Origin of the sequence: Streptomyces sp. NBC_00459 (assembly GCF_036013955.1) — a bacterium.
In the GTDB taxonomy this organism is placed as follows: Bacteria; Actinomycetota; Actinomycetes; order Streptomycetales; family Streptomycetaceae; genus Streptomyces.
The window spans coordinates 3,497,412-3,514,508 of sequence record NZ_CP107903.1 but is presented as its reverse complement, the minus strand read 5'-3'; the positions used below and the strand labels follow the sequence as shown (position 1 = coordinate 3,514,508).

Sequence of the window (17,097 nt, the reverse complement as noted above, 5' to 3'; positions counted from 1 at the left end):
CCCGTGTTGGTGCTTACCGGCGGAGTGCGGATCTACGGAAGGCGCCGGAGTGGCAGAGCAGCGGGGGCGGAAGCCGGGACACGAACCGGAACAGGTACCGGTACCGGAAGAGGTGGAAGAGGTACCGGTACCTGTATCGGGATGGGCGCGGCGGCTGGTCGGATACGCCTGGCGGTATCCGAAGGACGTCGTGCTGTCCCTGGGCGCGTCCCTCGGCGGTATGGCCCTCATGGCGCTGGTCCCGCTGATCACCAAGGTGATCATCGACGACGTCATCGGCGACAAGAGCCGCTCCATGGCCCCCTGGGCGGGCGCGCTCGTCGTCGCGGCCGTCCTCGTCTACGTCCTCACCTACATCCGCCGCTACTACGGCGGACGGCTCGCCCTCGACGTCCAGTACGACCTGCGGACGGAGATGTTCGAGACGATCACCCGGCTCGACGGGCGCCGCCAGGACGAGCTGTCGACCGGCCAGATCGTCGGGCGGGCCACCAGCGACCTCCAGCTGATCCAGAGCCTCTTCTACATGCTCCCGATGACCCTCGGGAACGTGCTGCTCTTCGTGATCTCCCTGGCGATCATGGCCTGGCTGTCGCTCCCGCTCACCCTGGTCGCCCTCGCCGTCGCCCCCGCCCTCTGGATCATCGCCAAGCGCAGCCGTACGAAGCTCCACCCGGCCACCTGGTACGCGCAGGCCCAGGCCGCCGCCGTCGCCGGTGTCGTGGACGGCGCCGTGACCGGCGTACGCGTGGTGAAGGGGTTCGGGCAGGAGGAGCAGGAGACCGGGAAGCTCCGGGAGGTCGGGCGGCGGCTCTTCGCGGGGCGGCTGCGGACCATCCGGTTCAACTCCGTCTACACCCCGGTACTGCAGGCCGTGCCCGTGCTCGGGCAGGTCGCCATGCTCGCCGTGGGCGGCTGGCTGGCCGTGGGCGGGCACATCACGCTCGGTACGTTCGTCGCCTTCTCCACCTATCTCGCCCAGCTCGTCGGCCCTGTCCGCATGCTCGCCATGGTGCTGACCGTCGGGCAGCAGGCGCGGGCAGGCACCGAGCGCGTCCTGGAGCTCATCGACACCCGGCCCTCCCTCGCCGACGGCCACAAGGACCTGCCCGCCGACGCCCCCGCCACCGTCGAGTTCGACGACGTCTCCTTCGGGTACGACGAGGACCGGCCCGTACTCTCCGGGCTCAGCTTCGAGATCCGGCCCGGCGAGACCCTCGCCGTCGTCGGCTCCTCCGGGTCCGGCAAGTCGACCGTCTCCCTCCTCCTGCCGCGCTTCTACGACGTGACGCGCGGGGCCGTGCTGATCGGCGGGCACGATGTCCGCGAACTGACCCTCGACTCGCTCCGGTCCGCGATCGGGCTCGTCCCCGAGGACTCGTTCCTCTTCTCCGACACCGTCCGCAACAACATCGCGTACGGTCGCCCGGACGCCACCGACGAACAGATCCTCACCGCCGCGCGCGCCGCCCAGGCGGACCGTTTCATCGCCGAGCTGCCGAACGGCTACGACACCAAGGTCGGTGAGCACGGCCTCACCCTCTCCGGCGGCCAGCGGCAGCGCGTCGCGCTCGCCCGCGCGATTCTCACCGACCCCCGGCTCCTCGTCCTCGACGACGCCACCTCCGCCGTGGACGCGCGCGTCGAGCACGAGATCCACGAGGCGCTGAAGCACGTCATGGAGGGCCGGACGACTCTCCTCATCGCCCACCGCCGCTCCACCCTCGGCCTCGCCGACCGCATCGCCGTCCTCGACGGCGGACGCCTCGCCGACCTCGGCACCCACGACGAACTCCAGGCCCGTTCCGCCCTGTACCGGCGGCTGCTGACCGACCCGGACGAGCTGGGCGGCGTCTCACCCGGCCGCGCCCTGCCCTCCTGTCCGCCCGAGGACACCTCCGTACGGGACGAGCTGGACGCCGAGTTCGACGCCGAACGCGGAGTCACGCCCAGGCTGTGGAACGGCGACCGCGAGCCCAAGGACACCGCGTTCGCCGGGATGCCCGCCACGCCCGAACTCCTCGCCCAGGTCGAGGCGTTGCCCCCGGCCGCCGACACCCCGGGCATCGACGAGGCACGCGCGGTCACGCCCGAGGAGTCGTACGGCCTGAAGCGGCTGCTGCGCGGCTTCGGGAAGCCGCTGCTGTTGAGCCTCGGGCTGGTCGCCGTCGACGCCGGGATGGGGCTGCTCCTGCCGATCCTGATCCGGCACGGCATCGACTCGGGTGTCTCCCAACTCGCCCTGGGCGCCGTGTGGGTGGCCGCCGGACTCGCCCTGGTGTCCGTCGTCGTCCAGTGGGCGGCGCAGATCGGCGAGATGCGGATGACGGGCCGGACCGGTGAACGCGTGCTGTACGCACTCCGGTTGAAGATCTTCGCCCAGCTGCAACGCCTCGGACTCGACTACTACGAACGGGAATTGACCGGCCGGATCATGACGAGGATGACGACCGACGTCGACGCCCTCTCCACGTTCCTGCAGACCGGACTGGTCACCGCGTTCGTCTCCGTCGTCACCTTCTTCGGCATCATGGTCGCCCTGCTGGTGATCGACGTACAGCTCGCGCTCGTCGTCTTCGTCACCATCCCGGTGCTGGTCGTCGGCACGTTCTACTTCCGCCGGGCGAGCGTGAAGGCGTACGAACTCGCCCGTGAGCGTGTGTCCGTGGTCAACGCCGACCTCCAGGAGTCGGTGGCCGGACTGCGGATCGTGCAGGCCTTCCGGGGCGAACGGACGGGCGCCGAGCGGTTCGCCGAGGGCAGCGACAGTTATCGCCGGGCCCGGGTGCGCGGGCAGTGGCTGATCTCCGTGTACTTCCCCTTCGTGCAGCTGCTGGCCTCGGTCGCGGCCGCCGCGGTACTGGTCGTGGGAGCGGGGCGGATCGAGAACGGGACGCTGACGGCCGGTGCGCTGGTCGCCTACCTCCTCTACATCGACCTGTTCTTCGCTCCCGTGCAGCAGCTCTCGCAGGTCTTCGACGGGTACCAGCAGGCGACGGTATCGCTCGGCCGTATCCAGGAGCTGCTCCAGGAGCGGACCTCGACCCAGGCCGCCGAGGAGCCGCTGGAGGTGCTCTCCCTGCGCGGGGACATCGCCTTCGAGGACGTGGACTTCGCGTACGGGTCCGGCGACGACGCCGAAGAGGCCCTGAGCGGCGTCCGGTTGACGATTCCGGCCGGGCAGACCGTCGCCTTCGTCGGGGAGACGGGCGCCGGCAAGTCGACGCTCGTGAAGCTGGTCGCCCGCTTCTACGACCCGACCGGCGGCCGGGTCACCGTCGACGGCACCGATCTGCGCGCCCTCGACATCACCTCGTACCGGCATCGCCTCGGGGTCGTGCCGCAGGAGGCGTACCTGTTCCAGGGGACCGTGCGGGACGCCATCGCCTACGGGCGGCCGGACGCCACCGACGCCGAGGTGGAGGCGGCGGCCCGGGCGGTCGGGGCGCACGACATGATCGCCACGCTGGAGGGCGGCTACCTGCACGAGGTCGCCGAGCGCGGACGCAACCTCTCGGCGGGGCAACGCCAGCTGATCGCACTGGCCCGCGCGGAACTGGTCGACCCGGACATCCTGCTTCTCGACGAGGCGACGGCCGCACTGGACCTGGCCACCGAGGCCCAGGTCAACCAGGCCACCGACCGCCTCGCGGGCCGCCGTACGACCCTCGTGGTCGCCCACAGGCTGACCACGGCGGCCCGCGCCGACCGGGTCGTGCTCATGGACCACGGCCGGGTCGCGGAGGACGGCACCCACGAGGAACTGCTCGCCCTGGACGGCCGGTACGCCGAACTGTGGCGGACCTTCGTGGGCGCCCCGGAGCAGGAGGAACCGGTCACCTCGGCCCGCCCCTGAACGCCCCGCCGAAAATCCACGCAACCGTTCGACAGGTGCCGCGCGTCCGTACATCAGTACGGTATTGCGCGGTAACGGGAAACGGGAGGGGAGACGGTGAGCGCTGGTTCGGTACGGCGACGGATCGCGCTCGGGCTGGCCGTGCTGACCGCGTCCGGGATGCTGTCCCTCGCGAGCCCCGGTACGGCCGACGCGGCCTCGGCGGCCTCCGGTGCCACCGCGTGCTCGGGCCGCAAGGTGCGCACGCTGACCTTCTCCACCGGTGAGGTGCGCATCTACCGGCGCAGCGGCTACGTCTGCGCCGTGACCGTGCCCAAGCGGCCGGGCGCCCGTCAGTGGATGTCGGTGAGCGTACGGGCGCGGGGCGGGCGGCCGGTCGTCGACGCGGGGAACTTCTCGAAGCGGGCCGGACCGGTGACCGTGCACGCGGGACGACGGCAGGTGTGGATCGAGGGCGAGGTCGGGCGCGGATCGGTCAGTTCTGGCTGGATTCGGTGCTGAGCCCTTTCCCGAACTCCTTCCCGAACTCCTTCCCGAACCCTATTCTCCGATCCCCGGCCCGAGGGATTCCCCTATGTCCCCTGGTGCGTCGCCAGTTGCTCCGATAGCTTCCGGCGCACAGATGTTTCATAGGGGAGGGTGCATGCGCAAGGCGCTCAGATGGCTGCTCGCGCTGGCCGTGCTCATAGGCACGGCGAGTACGGCGGGGGCGGCGACCGCCGCTTCGCCGGAAGCCATGTCCGGCACCAGGAGCAGTACCAGCACTGCCAGTTCGGACATCAAGGACCAGCTCCTCGCGATACCGGGCATGAGCCTGATCCAGGAGAAGCCGTACACCGGCTACCGGTACTTCGTCCTCAACTACACCCAGCCGATCGACCACCGGCACCCGTCCAAGGGCACGTTCCAGCAGCGCATCACCGTCCTGCACAAGGACGTCTCGCGCCCGACGGTCTTCTTCACCAGCGGGTACTTCGTCAACACGAACCCCGGTCGCAGTGAGCCGACGCGGATCGTCGACGGCAACCAGGTCTCCCTGGAGTACCGCTTCTTCACCCCGTCCCGGCCCGACCCGGCCAACTGGTCCAAGCTGGACATCTGGCAGGCGGCCAGTGACCAGCACCGCGTCTTCACGGCGCTGAAGAAGATCTACGCCAAGAAGTGGCTGTCCACGGGCGGTTCCAAGGGCGGCATGACCGCCACGTACTACGAGCGCTTCTACCCGCGCGACATGGACGGCGTCGTCGCGTACGTCGCCCCCAACGACGTCGTGAACAAGGAGGACTCGGCGTACGACCGGTTCTTCGCCACCGTCGGCACCAAGGAGTGCCGCGACCGGCTGAACGCCGTCCAGCGCGAGGCGCTCGTCCGCCGGGAGCCGCTGGAGAAGAGGTACACGGAGGTCGCCGCCGCCGAGGGCTTCACCTTCACCACCATCGGCAGCCTGGACCGCGCGTACGAGGCCGTCGTCCTCGACTACGTCTGGGGCTTCTGGCAGTACAGCCTGCTCGCCGACTGCGAGTCCATCCCGGCGGACGCGAAGAACGCGACCGACGACGACATCTGGACCTCGATCGACACGATCTCCGGGTTCGTCAACTACACCGACCAGGGCCTGGAGCCGTACACGCCGTACTACTACCAGGCGGGCACCCAACTCGGCGCGCCCACCATCAAGTTCCCGCACATCGAGAAGAAGTACATCCGCTACGGCTACCAGCCGCCGCGCAACTTCGTCCCCCGGGACATCTCGATGAAGTTCCAGCCGCGGGCGATGCGTGACGTCGACAACTGGGTCCAGCACCGTGCCCAGCACATGCTGTTCGTGTACGGGCAGAACGACCCGTGGGGTGCCGAGCCGTTCCGCCTCGGCAAGGGCGCGAAGGACTCGTACGTCTTCACCGCCCCCGGCCTGAACCACGGCGCGAACGTCGCGGGTCTGGTCCCCGAGCAGAAGGCGCTCGCCACGGCCCGCATCCTGGAGTGGGCGGGCGTCGCCTCGACCGCCGTCCGGTCCAACCCGTCGGTGGCCAAGCCGCTGGCGACGTACGACGCCAGGCTCGACAAGCGCGACATCGAGCGGGAGCCCGCCCTGCGGCCGTAACAGCCGTGGAGAGTATGGGTGGTTGATCAAGGTGAGGCCCGGTGGCAGCTGCCACCGGGCCTCAGCCTCGTGATGTCAGATACCGTCCGCCATCAGCCGGTTGACCAGAGCCACCAGCAGGTCCCGGCTGTCGAGCCGCTCCCGGAGGTCGCCCATGACGACCGGGATGCTCGGGTCGAGATCGAGCGCGTCCCGCACCTCGTCCACCGTGCGGTCCCGCAGCCCGTGGAAGCAGTTGACGCCGACCACGAAGGGGACGCCACGGCTCTCGAAGAAGTCGATCGACGCGAAACTGCTCTCCAGCCGCCGGGTGTCCGCGAGGACGACCGCGCCGAGCGCCCCGTGCACCAGGTCGTTCCACATGAACCAGAAGCGTTCCTGGCCCGGAGTGCCGAACAGGTACAGGACGAGTCGGCTGTTCACCGTGATCCGGCCGAAGTCCAGTGCCACGGTCGTCGTGGTCTTCCGCTCGACCCCGTCGAGGTCGTCCACGTCCAGCCCCGCGACGGTCAGCTGCTCCTCGGTGTGCAGGGGCGGGATCTCGCTCACGGAGCCGACCATGGTGGTCTTGCCGACGCCGAAGCCGCCCGCGATCAGTATCTTGACCGCGGCGGGCGCGGTGGGCGTCCCGGCCACGGACACCTGTGACCCGGTCTGTTCGTCAGAGTCTGAGTAGGGCATCCTTCACCGCCTGAAGAAGAGTCATGTCGGGTTCCTGGCCGGCCGCGACCGCGAGCGGCGGCCGGGCCGTCACCCGGTCGAGCGCGATGAGATCGCCGACGAGGATCTTCGTCACCGCCACGGGCAGGTTCAGCCCGGCGGCGACCTCGGCGAGGGCCACCGGCGCACGGCACTGCCGGAGGATCACGCGGTGCTCGGGCTGCAGACCCCGGTCGCTGTGCCGTTCGTGGGGCGCGACGGCGACGATCACCGTGATGAGGGTGAGGTCGTCGCGCACCGAGGCCGTACGTCCATGGGTGATCGTGTACGGCCTGACGAGGCTTTCCTCGGCCTCATCGTCGTCCGGCGACTCGTCCGCCCAGTGGCTCACTCACGCCCCCCGCCCTCCAGCCGCTGGACCCGTACCTCGGTGCCCAGCCGCTGTCCCACCTGCTGGACGAGGGTGTCCATGGCCACGGCCATCACCTCGGCGTCGACCTCCTGGTCCGCCACGACCGCCAGATGCGTGCCCCGGCCGGCCGTGCTGACGAACAGCCACAGCTCGTCGAGCTCGATGATGACCTGGCGTACGGCCCCGCCACCGAAGACCTCGCCCACTCCACGGGCCAGGCTCTGCTGACCGGTGGCGATGGCGGCCAGGCGTTCCGCGTCGACCCGGGCGACGCTGCTGGACTGGCTCACCACCAGCCCGTCGTCGGACAGCACGATGGCGGCCCGGGTGCCCGGAACCTGGTCGACCAGGCGGTCGAGCAGCCAGTCGAGGTCGGAGTTGGTGGCAGTGGTTCGCAGAGTCATCGTCCGTCTTCCTTCCGGGCCCCGTCGGGTCCCGGTGAGGGATTGGTGGGCTGGTGGCTGGGCTGGTGTTCGGCGTCGGGCCTGAGCCGGGCGGCCCTGGACTGGCGCTGGAAAGCACCGACGGTGGCCCCGGATCGGGCACCCGTCCGGCGGGGGAGCGGCTGAGCCGAGGTGCCGGATCCGGCGCGCGGCAGTTCGGTGTCGTACGAGGGGGGAGCCTCCCGGAGTTCGCTGGCGAGACTGGCCTGCCGGACACGCCGGGGCAGGGGGTTCTGGCTTGTGGTGGGAGCCGGCGCGGATGCCTGTGCGGGGGCCGGGCGGGCCGGCGGTGTCGACGGTGCGATCCAGGGGCCGATGAGCGGACGCGCGTACCCCTCCTGGTCGGCGGCGTGCGCGGCGCGCGACCGGGGTACGGCGCGGGTGTCGGTGTCCGCCGGTCCGCCGTGGCCCGTTGCTGCGCGGGGCGTGAGGGGGGCCGGGACGGGCGCAGCCGGGGATGCCGGGCGAGTGGTGTCCGCCCGTCCCGTGCGGGAGGTCGCCGAGCGCAGCGCGAGCCGGTCCGGGAGGGGGGCGGCCGGGGGAGTCATGTGCTCCGGGGCCGCCGGAAGGGCGACCGGCTGCCCCTGCACCGGCTGACCGGCGGAGATCAGCTCAGCCGGAACCAGCACGACGACCCGGGTGCCCCCGAACGACGAGGGCCGCAACTCGACCTGGAGACCCAGGTTGGCGGCGAGCCGGGCCACGACGTACAGGCCGAGACGGGCGTCGTCGGCGCGGGACATCACGTCCATGCGGGGCGGAGCGGCCATCAGCGCGTTGGCCTCGGCGTACTGCTCCGGGTCCATGCCCATGCCGCGGTCCTCGATCTCGATCGCGACCCCGCGCCCCACCTGGGAGGCGGTCACCTCGACCGGGGTCGGCGGCCGGGAGAAGGACACCGCGTTCTCCATGAGCTCCGCGAGGAGGTGGACCATGGGGCCGACGGCACGCTCCGACAGCCAGGTCTCGCCGTCGGTGTCGATCCGGATGCGCCGGTAGTCCTGCACCTCGCCCTGGGCGGAGCGCAGGATGTCCAGCAGGAGGACGGGCCTGCGCCAGCGGCGTTGCGGTGTTCCGCTGCCGAGGATCACCAGGTTCTCCTCGTAGCGGCGCAGCCGGGCCGCCAGATGGTCGAGGTCGAAGAGGCCTTCCAGGACCTCGGGGTCCTCGTGCCGCCGCTGCATCTCGCCGAGACGTTTCAGCTGCATGCCGATCAGCAACTGGGTGCGCCGGGCGATGCGTTGCAGCAGCCGCTCGAAGCCGCGGTACAGCTCGACCTCCCGTACGGCGGTCTCCAGTGCCGAGCCGCGGGCCTGGTTCAGTGCCTGGCCGAGCTGGCCGAGTTCGTCGTCGCCGTGGCGGATCTCGGGCAGTTCGGCGTCGGTGTCGACCTTCTCGCCCTTGCGTAGCCGCTCCACGATGTCGGGCAGCCGCTCCTGGAGTTCGAGGGCCTCGGCACGCAGGCCGAAGATCCGGCGGCGCAGCGTTCCGGTCAGGCGCAGGGAGAGGAACAGCATCAGCGCCACGGCCGCCGTGCTCACCGCGCTGTTGACGATCATGTGGGTCATCAGGTCGTCGAGTTCGTCCTCGGTGGCGGCGACGAGGTCCTCGGAGTACTCGTCACTGGCCCCCAGCAGCTGCGGGGTGATCCCCGTGATGCTCTGCCGCCACTTCTTGCCGAGCGAGGCGGAGACGGTGGTCCGGTCGTCGGCGCCGGTGCCCTCGGTGTTGAGGATGCTCTGCTCGACCGCGGTCTTCCGCTTCCAGTCGGCGCTGGTCAGCACCGCCCGGTAGGTCTCGGCCCGGGTGTCGGAGAGCTGGGGGACGACCTTGTCGCTGTAGATGTGCCGCTGGCTGCCGATCATCTCGGCGATCTGGAAGCGCTGTTCACCGGTGAGCCTGCCGCCCGCCGTTCCGGCGGTGATGATCGCGTCCTCGCGCGAGATCATCTCCTGGCCCCACTGGGCGTCGAGCGCCGGCCGGGTGAGGACGGCCGTCTCGCCGAAGCCGACGTTGCTGAAGTTCTCGAACAGCTCCATGCTCGACGCGATCACGTCGGTGTACGCGTCGAACGTCTGCTGCTGGTAGGTCGACCGCCGGTCCACGGCGTCCCGGTAGCCCGGCAGCTTCTTCAGCCCTCGGGTGACCTCCTGGAAGGGCTCGCGAAGAGCGCTCGGGGCGGCGCCGACCGCGGTGAGGTTCCGTACGGACCTGTCGGTGAGTTCACGCTGACGCGTCAGGTCGGACCGGTCGGCCCCGGAGTCCGCGAGCATCGCCGCGCTGAGCCGCCGCTCCTCCTGGAGGTTGAAGAAGACGGTGACGAGCGGGGGGCCGAAGCGTTTCGCCTCGGCGTTGCGGTCGTGGACGGTCCGCCAGTCGCCGTAGAGGTGGTTCGAGTCCATACCGCCCAGAGCGACCAGGGCCAGACAGGGCACCAGAGCCAGGACAAGGAGCATGGTCCGTACGGACAACTGGCGCTTCGGAGCCCGGTCCTTCGGCTGTCGCGCCGTGCGTGCGTGGAGTGCCACAGAGGTTCCCGGCCTGTGAGTGCTGACGGACTGTCCGAAAATAAGTGGTCCGCGCCATGACAGGGGGGAGCCTACCGATTCACGAATTCATCACAACAGATGTTCCGGTGAATGGGAACGACTCGTTACGCGGCCGATGAAGTCGAGGAAATGGAATCCTTCATACCGGTTTGGCGCATCCCACCGGCCGTTCCCCGCCCAACTGCACGTAAAGGGCGGTGGAAGTCGGGCAGTTGAAGCGTTTGCCGACGGCCTCGGTCACCCGGTACTCCGGCTTCCTCTCCCCCTTCCCGTCGCACGCCGTCTCGCGCACCTCCCCGCGCCCGGCGCTGTACACACAGTCGCCGACGATCGTGCGCGGGCCTCCGCCGCCGCCCGGGTCCCCGGGGTGCGGGGCCTGGAGGTTGCGCATACAGGCGTAGCCCTGTGGGACGGTCCCGTCGCCGTCCTCGTCGGCGGCGGGCCGCTGTTCGCTGATGTGCAGCACGAAGTCGGTGGTCGCCGGGCAGGACGGACCGTCGGTCACCCTGCCGTCGTAGCGGGCCACGACCCGGGCCGCCGCCCGCTCGCTGGTGCAGGGCACCTCGGTGAAGCTGGTGATGCCGAAGGAACTGCACTCGTCGATGGAGAGGAAGACGGTGCCGTAGCCGGTGGGCCGGGGCGCCGCGGGCCGCTGGTCGACAGCCGTACCCTCGGCGGCCCCCGAGGCCGCTCCCTGCGACGAGTCGCCCGCCGAACCGCCCGCCGGGCCGTCCGACGACAACTGGCACCCGGTCGCCGTGAACACCGCGACCAGTATCAGCAGCGCACAGGTGATCAGCCGCCCGCACACCACTCCCACGGGCCCCATGGACCCCACAGAACGCACTTCGCGCATCGCATCCCCCCGAGTACCCGCGCCCAGCGTGGCCCGCGACGCCAGAGCCACGCCGGAAGTTCAGCGGATTTGCGCCTATTGGGGGTGGTGCGCCGGTTGTGCGACGTACGACGTGTACGCCCCCTCGGCTCCCGCCGCTAGTACGACAGTCCGTGACCGATCGGATACAGAACCCGCGTCGGATCGTCCGCGCGCAGCACCGGCACCGGCAGTTTTCCGCGCGGCCGGACCCGTCCCGCGATCACCCGTGCGGCGGCCCGGAGTTCGACGTCGGTCCAGGAGTAGGTGGCCAAGTAGGCCTGTGCGGCGGGCAGTTGGGCCACATCGTAGGGATTGCGGACGGCGACGCACACCACGGGCCGCCCGGTGGCGAGCAGTTGGGTGACGAGGGTCCGCTGGCTGCTCGTGCCGCCGAGGTTGTACGTCCCGACGAGCACCGCGTCCACCTCGCCGGCGGCGGCGACGGCCCGGGCGATGACGGCGGCGGAGGGGGCGGTGCCGGTCGACAGGGCGGTGGCGGTGAAGCCCAGTTCGGTGAGGGCGTTCGCCAGCACGGTGGTCGGCGGACCGGTGGTCCCGGACGGCGACGCGGGATCGGCCCCGACGACGAGCACCCTCTTGTGGGTCTCCCGGGAAAGGGGCAGCACCTTCCCCTCGTTGACGAGGAGGGTGGTGGTCCGCTCGGCGATCCGGTCGGCGGCCAGGAGGTGGCCCCGGACGCCGACGGCCCGGTCGACCCCCGCACGAGTGACGTACGGGCGGTCGAGCAGCCCGAGCCGGTTCTTGAGCCGGAGGATGCGCAACAGGGAGGTGTCGAGCCGCGCCTCGGTCAACTCCCCCTGCCGGACCGCCGTCAGGACCGCGTTCCAGGCGATGTCGAGCGACGGCGGGTTGAGCAACTGGTCGACCCCGGCCTTCAGCGCGAGCACCGGAACACGGTCGTCGCCGTACTTCTCCCGTACGCCCTGCATGCCCAGCGAGTCGGTGACCACGACTCCGTCGTAGCCGAGTTCCCCGCGCAGGATCCCGGTGAGGATCGGACGGGACAGGGTGGCGGGGTCGCCCGAGTCGTCGAGGGCCGGGACCATGATGTGCGCCGTCATGATCGAGTCGATGCCGGCGCGGATCGCGGCGCGGAACGGCGGCGCGTCGATGCTGCTCCACTGCTCGCGCGTGTGCTCGATGACGGGGAAGCCGTAGTGGCTGTCGACGGCGGTGTCCCCGTGCCCCGGGAAGTGCTTGGCGGTGGCGGCGACGGAGGACCGCTGATACCCCATGACCTGCGCGGCGACCAGCCCCGCGACGGCCTTCGGATCGGCGCCGAACGACCGTACGCCGATCACCGGATTGGCGGGGTTGACGTTCACGTCGGCCACCGGCGCGTAGTCCTGGCGGATGCCGAGGGCGCGCAGTTCGGCGCCGCCGATACGGCCGGCGGTCAGCGCGTCGGTGCGTGAGCCGTTCGCGCCGAGGGCCATGGCCCCGGGCAGGAGAGTGGCGGGCCGGCCGACGCGGGCGACGATGCCGTGCTCCTGGTCGGTGGCGATGACGACCGGCAGTCCACGGGGAAGGGCGAGCGAGGCTTTCTGGATGCCGTTGCTGAGGTCGGCGATCTGATGCGGATCGCGGGTGTTGTGCGCCCAGGAGAAGTAGATGATCCCGCCGACCCGGTACTTGGCGACGAGTTCGGCCGCCGTCCGTACGCCGATCTCCGTGAGGTTGGCGTCGATGTCGGCCTGGTCGGGCGCGGTGGCGGAGTGCCCGTACACCCGCATGACGAACAGCTGACCGACCTTCTCCTCCAGGGTCATACGGGAGATGATCCGGCGAAGTCGCGCGTCGCTGTCGTGACGGTCGGACGGATGCGCCTCACCGCCGAGGGTGAGCGCCGCACCGGTGCCGGCGGTCGCGGCGAGGAGAGCGCGTCTGGAAGGGCGGGCAGTGGTCCCGTTCGGCTCGGCGTTCTGCTCAGCTTGGTCGCGCACGGGTGCGCTCCTTCCCTCGTGAAGGAAACTTCCGAGAAGTCACGAATAACCGGGAAGTTTCTTCCAGTCAAGAGTGCGCACGCTAACGCGAGATGGCCGAATGCCCCCGGAAAGGGGCCGTCACCGGCGCATCGGAGGGGGGCGCACCGGTGACGGCTCGCTGCCGGCCGCAGGCGGTTTGGAGAGGGTAGGTCAGCGTTCGCAGCCAGCAGCGAGGCCGACACCGCACAGCGGTGACTCATCCGGCAGTCGTGCCGGTTGGACGGGCCGGGGCGGAGGTGGGTTCCCGGACAGCGGCCCGTTCCGGAAAGTTGGTACGGGAGTGAACGATGGGGCAACGCCCCCCAAGGGGCGCGGGGAACTGCGCGACAAGCCACGACGGCGCCGCAGCAAACCGACAACCGACACCGACAACCGACACCGACAACCGCCCCCCTCGCGGAGCGCTGAGCGTTCACGGTCCATTTCGCGGACGTTCCGGCGCGTGGGTCGCGGGCCGGGCGAGCATAGGGCCATGGCCGTCGTAGAGATTCCCGGTTCCAAGTCCATCACCGCGCGCGCCCTCTTCCTCGCCGCGGCAGCCGACGGGGTCACCACCCTCGTACGCCCCCTGCGCTCGGACGACTCGGAGGGCTTCGCCGAGGGCCTGGTCGCTCTCGGCTACCGGGTCGGACGGACCCCCGGCGCCTGGCAGATCGACGGCCGCCCGCAGGGCCCGGCGGCCACCGAGGCCGACATCTACTGCCGCGACGGCGCCACGACCTCCCGCTTCCTGCCGACCCTCGCCGCCGCAGGGCACGGCACCTACCGCTTCGACGCCTCCCCCCAGATGCGCCGCCGCCCCCTCGCCCCCCTCACCCGGGCCCTGCGCGACCTGGGCGTGGACCTGCGGCACGAGGAGGCGGAGGGACATCACCCGCTGAGCATCGTCGCGGCGGGAGTGGAGGGCGGTGACGTCACCCTCGACGCCGGACAGTCCTCCCAGTACCTCACCGCACTGCTCCTCCTGGGCCCCCTCACACGCAAGGGCCTGCGCATCCATGTCACCGACCTCGTCTCGGCGCCCTACGTGGAGATCACCATCGCGATGATGCGGGCGTTCGGCGCGGAGGTGCGCAAGGAGGGCGACGTCTTCGTGGTCCCGCCGGGCGGCTACCGGGCCACCACCTACGCCGTAGAGCCCGACGCCTCCACCGCGAGCTACTTCTTCGCGGCGGCGGCCCTCACCGGCGGCGAGGTGACGGTCCCCGGCCTCGGCACCGGCGCGCTCCAGGGCGACCTGGGCTTCGTCGACGTACTGCGCCGGATGGGCGCGCGGGTGGAGATCGCCGCGGACCGCACAACCGTCACGGGCACCGGCGAACTGCGCGGCCTGACGGTCAACATGCGGGACATCTCCGACACCATGCCCACCCTGGCGGCCCTCGCCCCCTTCGCCTCCGGCCCCGTACGCATCGAGGACGTGGCCAACACCCGCGTGAAGGAGTGCGACCGCATCGACGCCTGCGCGGAGAACCTCCGGCGGCTGGGAGTACGGGTGCAGACCGGCCCCGACTGGATCGAGATCCACCCCTGCCCGCCCGGCACGGCCCCGGCCCACGACACGGACATCAAGTCGTACGGCGACCACCGCATCGTCATGTCCTTCGCGGTGACCGGCCTGCGCACCCCCGGGATCACCTTCGACGACCCGGGGTGCGTACGGAAGACGTTCCCCGGGTTCCACGAGGCGTTCGGAGAGCTGAGGGACGTACTCGGATAGGGCCTAGGCCGACTCGTTGAGCAGCCGGGCGAGGTGTTCGCGGCCGGCGCCGAGCAGGCCCTCCAGGGGTGCGGCGGCCTCGTACCACCGCTTCTCGTACTCCCAGCACAGCCAGCCGTCCCAGCTGTGCCGGGAGAGGACCTCGACGCACTCGCCGAGCGGCAGAACCCCGGCGCCCAGTGCCACCGGGGTGGTGTCCTCGATCGAGGCGATGTCCTTGACCTGCACATATCCGAGGTGAGGGGAGAGGGCCGCGAAGCTGTCCGTCGGCTGCTCACCGCCGAGCCAGGTGTGCATGACGTCCCACAGCGCGCCCGCCTGACGGTGGCCGACCGGGCCCAGGATGCGGATCGCGTCGGCGCCCGTGCGATGCGAGTCGTGGGTCTCCAGGAGGATGCGTACGCCGTAGTCCGCGGCCCACTCGGCGGCCCTGCCGAGCCTCCGGGCCGCCGTCGCGTCCGCTTCCTCGGGGCTCTGGTCGGTGCCTCCGCCCGGGAAAACCCTGACGAAGGGGGCGCCCAGGTCGCGGGCGAGTTCGAGGAGCGCGCGGAACTCCGTGAGCACGGGCTCGTCGTCGCCGGGGGCCGCGACGCGCACATACCCGGCGAGGCCGAGGATCTCGACGCCGGACGCCTTGAACTCGGCGGCCACATCGGCCCGTTCGGCGAGGGCGAGACCGAGGTGGACGGGTTCTTCGGGATGCGTGCGCAGTTCGACGCCGTGATAGCCGTGGGTGGTCGCGAGCCGCAGGACATCGGGGATGGGGAGACCGGGCACGCCGAGGGTGGAGAACGCCAGTTTCATACGAGGGACCCTATCCGTCGCTCCACCTTTCAGTCGTTTCCATCGTTTCCGTCGCCGCGTGGAGATCCAGCCGCCAGTCCTGACCGACCAGGTCCTTGCCGAAGGAGCGGTGGGGCTTCTCGGTGGCGAGGACGAAGCCGTGGCGCCGGTAGATGTGGCGGGCGGCGGTGAGCAGGTCCTGGGTCCACAGGACGAGGTCGCGGTAGCCGACCTCGCGCGCGAAGCCGACGACGGCCGTGACGAGCCTGTCACCGACACCGAGCCCGCGCGCCTGGGGCTCGACGAGCAGCAGCCGCAGCCGGGCCGTCCCCGGCGCCTCGTCCCGTACGCACATCACGCACCCGACGGGCCGCCCGTCCAACTCGGCGATCCACACCCGTTCGAGGTGCGGGTCGTGGTCCTCGCCGAAGTCGGCGACGATCCTTGCCACCAGCCCCTCGTAGTCGGTGTTGAAGCCGTACTCCGCCGCGTACAGCGCCGCGTTGCGCTGCACGATCCAGCCGAGGTCGCCGGGGTGGGGCTCGCGCAGCACGACGTCCTCGCGGCGCGGTGGCCGACCGTCGGAGAGGAGCGAGCGGACGGTGTGCAGCGCCTCCGCGAGCCGGGGCCGGTCGGCGTCCGGCACGGTGGCGAGCAGGGCGGCGATGGCCTCCGTGGACCGCTCGTCCAACAGGTGGGCGGTCTCGCGCCCGCGCACGGTGAGCGTGACGTGCCGCCGCCGGGTATCCCGCTCGGAGGGCGCCCGCTCGATCAGCTCGTCCTGCTCGAACTTGTTGAGGATACGGCTCAAGTACCCGGCATCCAGGGTGAGTTCGGCACGGAGATCGGCGGCGTCGGTACGGGCGGAGTGCGCGAGCTCGTAGAGGACGCGGGCCTCGGTGAGGGTGTAGGGGGCGTAGAGGCGGCTGCTGTAGTCGAGGGCGCCGATGACGTTCGTGTAGAAGCGGTTGAAGGAACGGATGTCCTGCACGGTCATGGACCACCTCATGGGGCGACTGCGACTGCGGACAGTTGACTCAGTCAGAGATATCGCTGTCATGAGGGTAGAGCCCCGGCGACACGTTCCTCAAGACCCGGCGGCCGGACGGCAGTACGCGGCTCCGGCGTCCCGTACGTGCCGATGCGCATGCCGGTTGCCCGACTCCCGGTGGGGCGGGAGTCGGGCAACCGGGGCCGCAGGATCAGGCCTTGACGTAGAACTGGCTTATGGTGCGGTTCTTGACCTGGAACACGTTGTCGGCGCGCAGCATGCTGTTGCAGACGTCGTCACCGTGCTTGGAGTCGAGGATCTCCTGGGAGAAGTACTCGCAGGTCACGTTCTGCAGTCGCTGCCGAGCACCCCACTTCACACCGAGGTTCACGGTCTCCTGCGGAGGGTTCCCGACCCTGTCGGTCCGGTTGATGGCGACGTCGCAGGAGACGCCGTCACTCTTGGGGACCTCGATCACCCGGGACCAGGTGACTTCCTTCTGGCCGTTGTTGTAGTAGCCCTTCCAGTAGTTCCCGCAGATACGGGAGCCCGACTGGGCCTCGGCAGTGCCGGGGACCGCGACCGCGAACAGTGCTCCGGCCGCGAAGGCGGTGGCCACCATCGTCGCCGTGCGCCGCTTCAAGAGCTTGACCTTCATGCGTACCTCCGGGGGGAGAGGGAGAAAGGGAGAGGGAG

The 17,097-nt window shown here is 70.5% G+C and carries 13 protein-coding genes; 4 read left to right on the top strand and 9 right to left on the bottom strand.

Going from position 1 to position 17,097, the window contains the following annotated elements:
* Positions 1 to 112 precede the first annotated feature (112 nt).
* From OHN74_RS15085 to OHN74_RS15075, 3 genes are all read left to right on the top strand, one after another.
* Complete coding sequence (locus tag OHN74_RS15085; RefSeq protein ID WP_327700130.1) at positions 113 to 3,856, top strand: ABC transporter ATP-binding protein; 3,744 nt, start codon at positions 113 to 115, stop codon at positions 3,854 to 3,856.
* Between the two features lie 96 nt (positions 3,857 to 3,952).
* The gene (locus OHN74_RS15080; RefSeq protein ID WP_327695085.1) at positions 3,953 to 4,357 is read left to right on the top strand and encodes a hypothetical protein; all 405 of its coding nucleotides are present in this window, start codon (positions 3,953 to 3,955) and stop codon (positions 4,355 to 4,357) included.
* Positions 4,358 to 4,499: 142 nt separating this feature from the next.
* Positions 4,500 to 5,960: a S28 family serine protease gene (locus OHN74_RS15075; RefSeq protein WP_327695084.1), complete on the top strand. Its 1,461-nt coding sequence runs from the start codon at positions 4,500 to 4,502 to the stop codon at positions 5,958 to 5,960.
* A gap of 75 nt (positions 5,961 to 6,035) precedes the next feature.
* On the opposite strand, the gene OHN74_RS15070 is transcribed toward OHN74_RS15075, so the two are convergent.
* From OHN74_RS15070 to OHN74_RS15045, 6 genes are all read right to left on the bottom strand, one after another.
* The gene (locus OHN74_RS15070) at positions 6,036 to 6,641 is read right to left on the bottom strand and encodes a GTP-binding protein (RefSeq protein WP_443060393.1); all 606 of its coding nucleotides are present in this window, start codon (positions 6,639 to 6,641) and stop codon (positions 6,036 to 6,038) included.
* Positions 6,622 to 7,011, bottom strand: a complete 390-nt coding sequence (locus tag OHN74_RS15065; protein WP_327695082.1) for a DUF742 domain-containing protein — start codon at positions 7,009 to 7,011, stop codon at positions 6,622 to 6,624. The genes OHN74_RS15070 and OHN74_RS15065 overlap by 20 nt, the downstream gene beginning before the upstream one ends.
* Complete coding sequence (locus tag OHN74_RS15060) at positions 7,008 to 7,436, bottom strand: roadblock/LC7 domain-containing protein (protein WP_327695081.1); 429 nt, start codon at positions 7,434 to 7,436, stop codon at positions 7,008 to 7,010. Before OHN74_RS15060 ends, OHN74_RS15065 begins: the two co-directional genes overlap by 4 nt.
* Entirely contained in the window at positions 7,433 to 10,003 is a 2,571-nt protein-coding gene (locus OHN74_RS15055; protein ID WP_327695080.1) for a sensor histidine kinase, read from the bottom strand. Before OHN74_RS15055 ends, OHN74_RS15060 begins: the two co-directional genes overlap by 4 nt.
* A 160-nt stretch (positions 10,004 to 10,163) precedes the next feature.
* A complete protein-coding gene (locus OHN74_RS15050) occupies positions 10,164 to 10,853 on the bottom strand; it encodes a hypothetical protein (protein WP_327695079.1) in 690 nt (229 codons plus the stop codon).
* A 164-nt stretch (positions 10,854 to 11,017) separates the two neighbouring features.
* Positions 11,018 to 12,865, bottom strand: a complete 1,848-nt coding sequence (locus tag OHN74_RS15045) for a glycoside hydrolase family 3 protein (RefSeq protein ID WP_327695078.1) — start codon at positions 12,863 to 12,865, stop codon at positions 11,018 to 11,020.
* Positions 12,866 to 13,379: 514 nt separating this feature from the next.
* Here OHN74_RS15045 and aroA point away from each other — a divergent pair.
* Positions 13,380 to 14,627, top strand: a complete 1,248-nt coding sequence (gene aroA, locus OHN74_RS15040; protein ID WP_327695077.1) for a 3-phosphoshikimate 1-carboxyvinyltransferase — start codon at positions 13,380 to 13,382, stop codon at positions 14,625 to 14,627.
* Positions 14,628 to 14,630: 3 nt separating this feature from the next.
* Here the strand turns inward: aroA and OHN74_RS15035 are convergent, their stop codons facing one another.
* The 3 genes from OHN74_RS15035 to OHN74_RS15025 form a co-directional block, all read right to left on the bottom strand.
* Complete coding sequence (locus tag OHN74_RS15035; RefSeq protein ID WP_327695076.1) at positions 14,631 to 15,431, bottom strand: sugar phosphate isomerase/epimerase family protein; 801 nt, start codon at positions 15,429 to 15,431, stop codon at positions 14,631 to 14,633.
* A 10-nt stretch (positions 15,432 to 15,441) separates the two neighbouring features.
* Positions 15,442 to 16,407, bottom strand: coding sequence for a bifunctional helix-turn-helix transcriptional regulator/GNAT family N-acetyltransferase (locus tag OHN74_RS15030; protein WP_327695075.1), 966 nt, complete (start codon positions 16,405 to 16,407; stop codon positions 15,442 to 15,444).
* A 205-nt stretch (positions 16,408 to 16,612) separates the two neighbouring features.
* Entirely contained in the window at positions 16,613 to 17,059 is a 447-nt protein-coding gene (locus OHN74_RS15025) for a hypothetical protein (RefSeq protein ID WP_327695074.1), read from the bottom strand.
* Between the last annotated feature and the right edge of the window lie 38 nt (positions 17,060 to 17,097).

What these genes read in the sequence shown, in the direction of transcription:
- OHN74_RS15060 (WP_327695081.1), bottom strand. Translation starts at nt 7,436, where the DNA reads ATGACTCTGCGAACCACTGCCACCAACTCCGACCTCGACTGGCTGCTC.
- OHN74_RS15025 (WP_327695074.1), bottom strand. Translation starts at nt 17,059, where the DNA reads ATGAAGGTCAAGCTCTTGAAGCGGCGCACGGCGACGATGGTGGCCACC.
- OHN74_RS15075 (WP_327695084.1), top strand. Translation starts at nt 4,500, where the DNA reads ATGCGCAAGGCGCTCAGATGGCTGCTCGCGCTGGCCGTGCTCATAGGC.
- OHN74_RS15035 (WP_327695076.1), bottom strand. Translation starts at nt 15,431, where the DNA reads ATGAAACTGGCGTTCTCCACCCTCGGCGTGCCCGGTCTCCCCATCCCC.
- OHN74_RS15030 (WP_327695075.1), bottom strand. Translation starts at nt 16,407, where the DNA reads ATGACCGTGCAGGACATCCGTTCCTTCAACCGCTTCTACACGAACGTC.
- aroA (WP_327695077.1), top strand. Translation starts at nt 13,380, where the DNA reads ATGGCCGTCGTAGAGATTCCCGGTTCCAAGTCCATCACCGCGCGCGCC.
- OHN74_RS15070 (WP_443060393.1), bottom strand. Translation starts at nt 6,641, where the DNA reads ATGCCCTACTCAGACTCTGACGAACAGACCGGGTCACAGGTGTCCGTG.
- OHN74_RS15050 (WP_327695079.1), bottom strand. Translation starts at nt 10,853, where the DNA reads ATGGGGCCCGTGGGAGTGGTGTGCGGGCGGCTGATCACCTGTGCGCTG.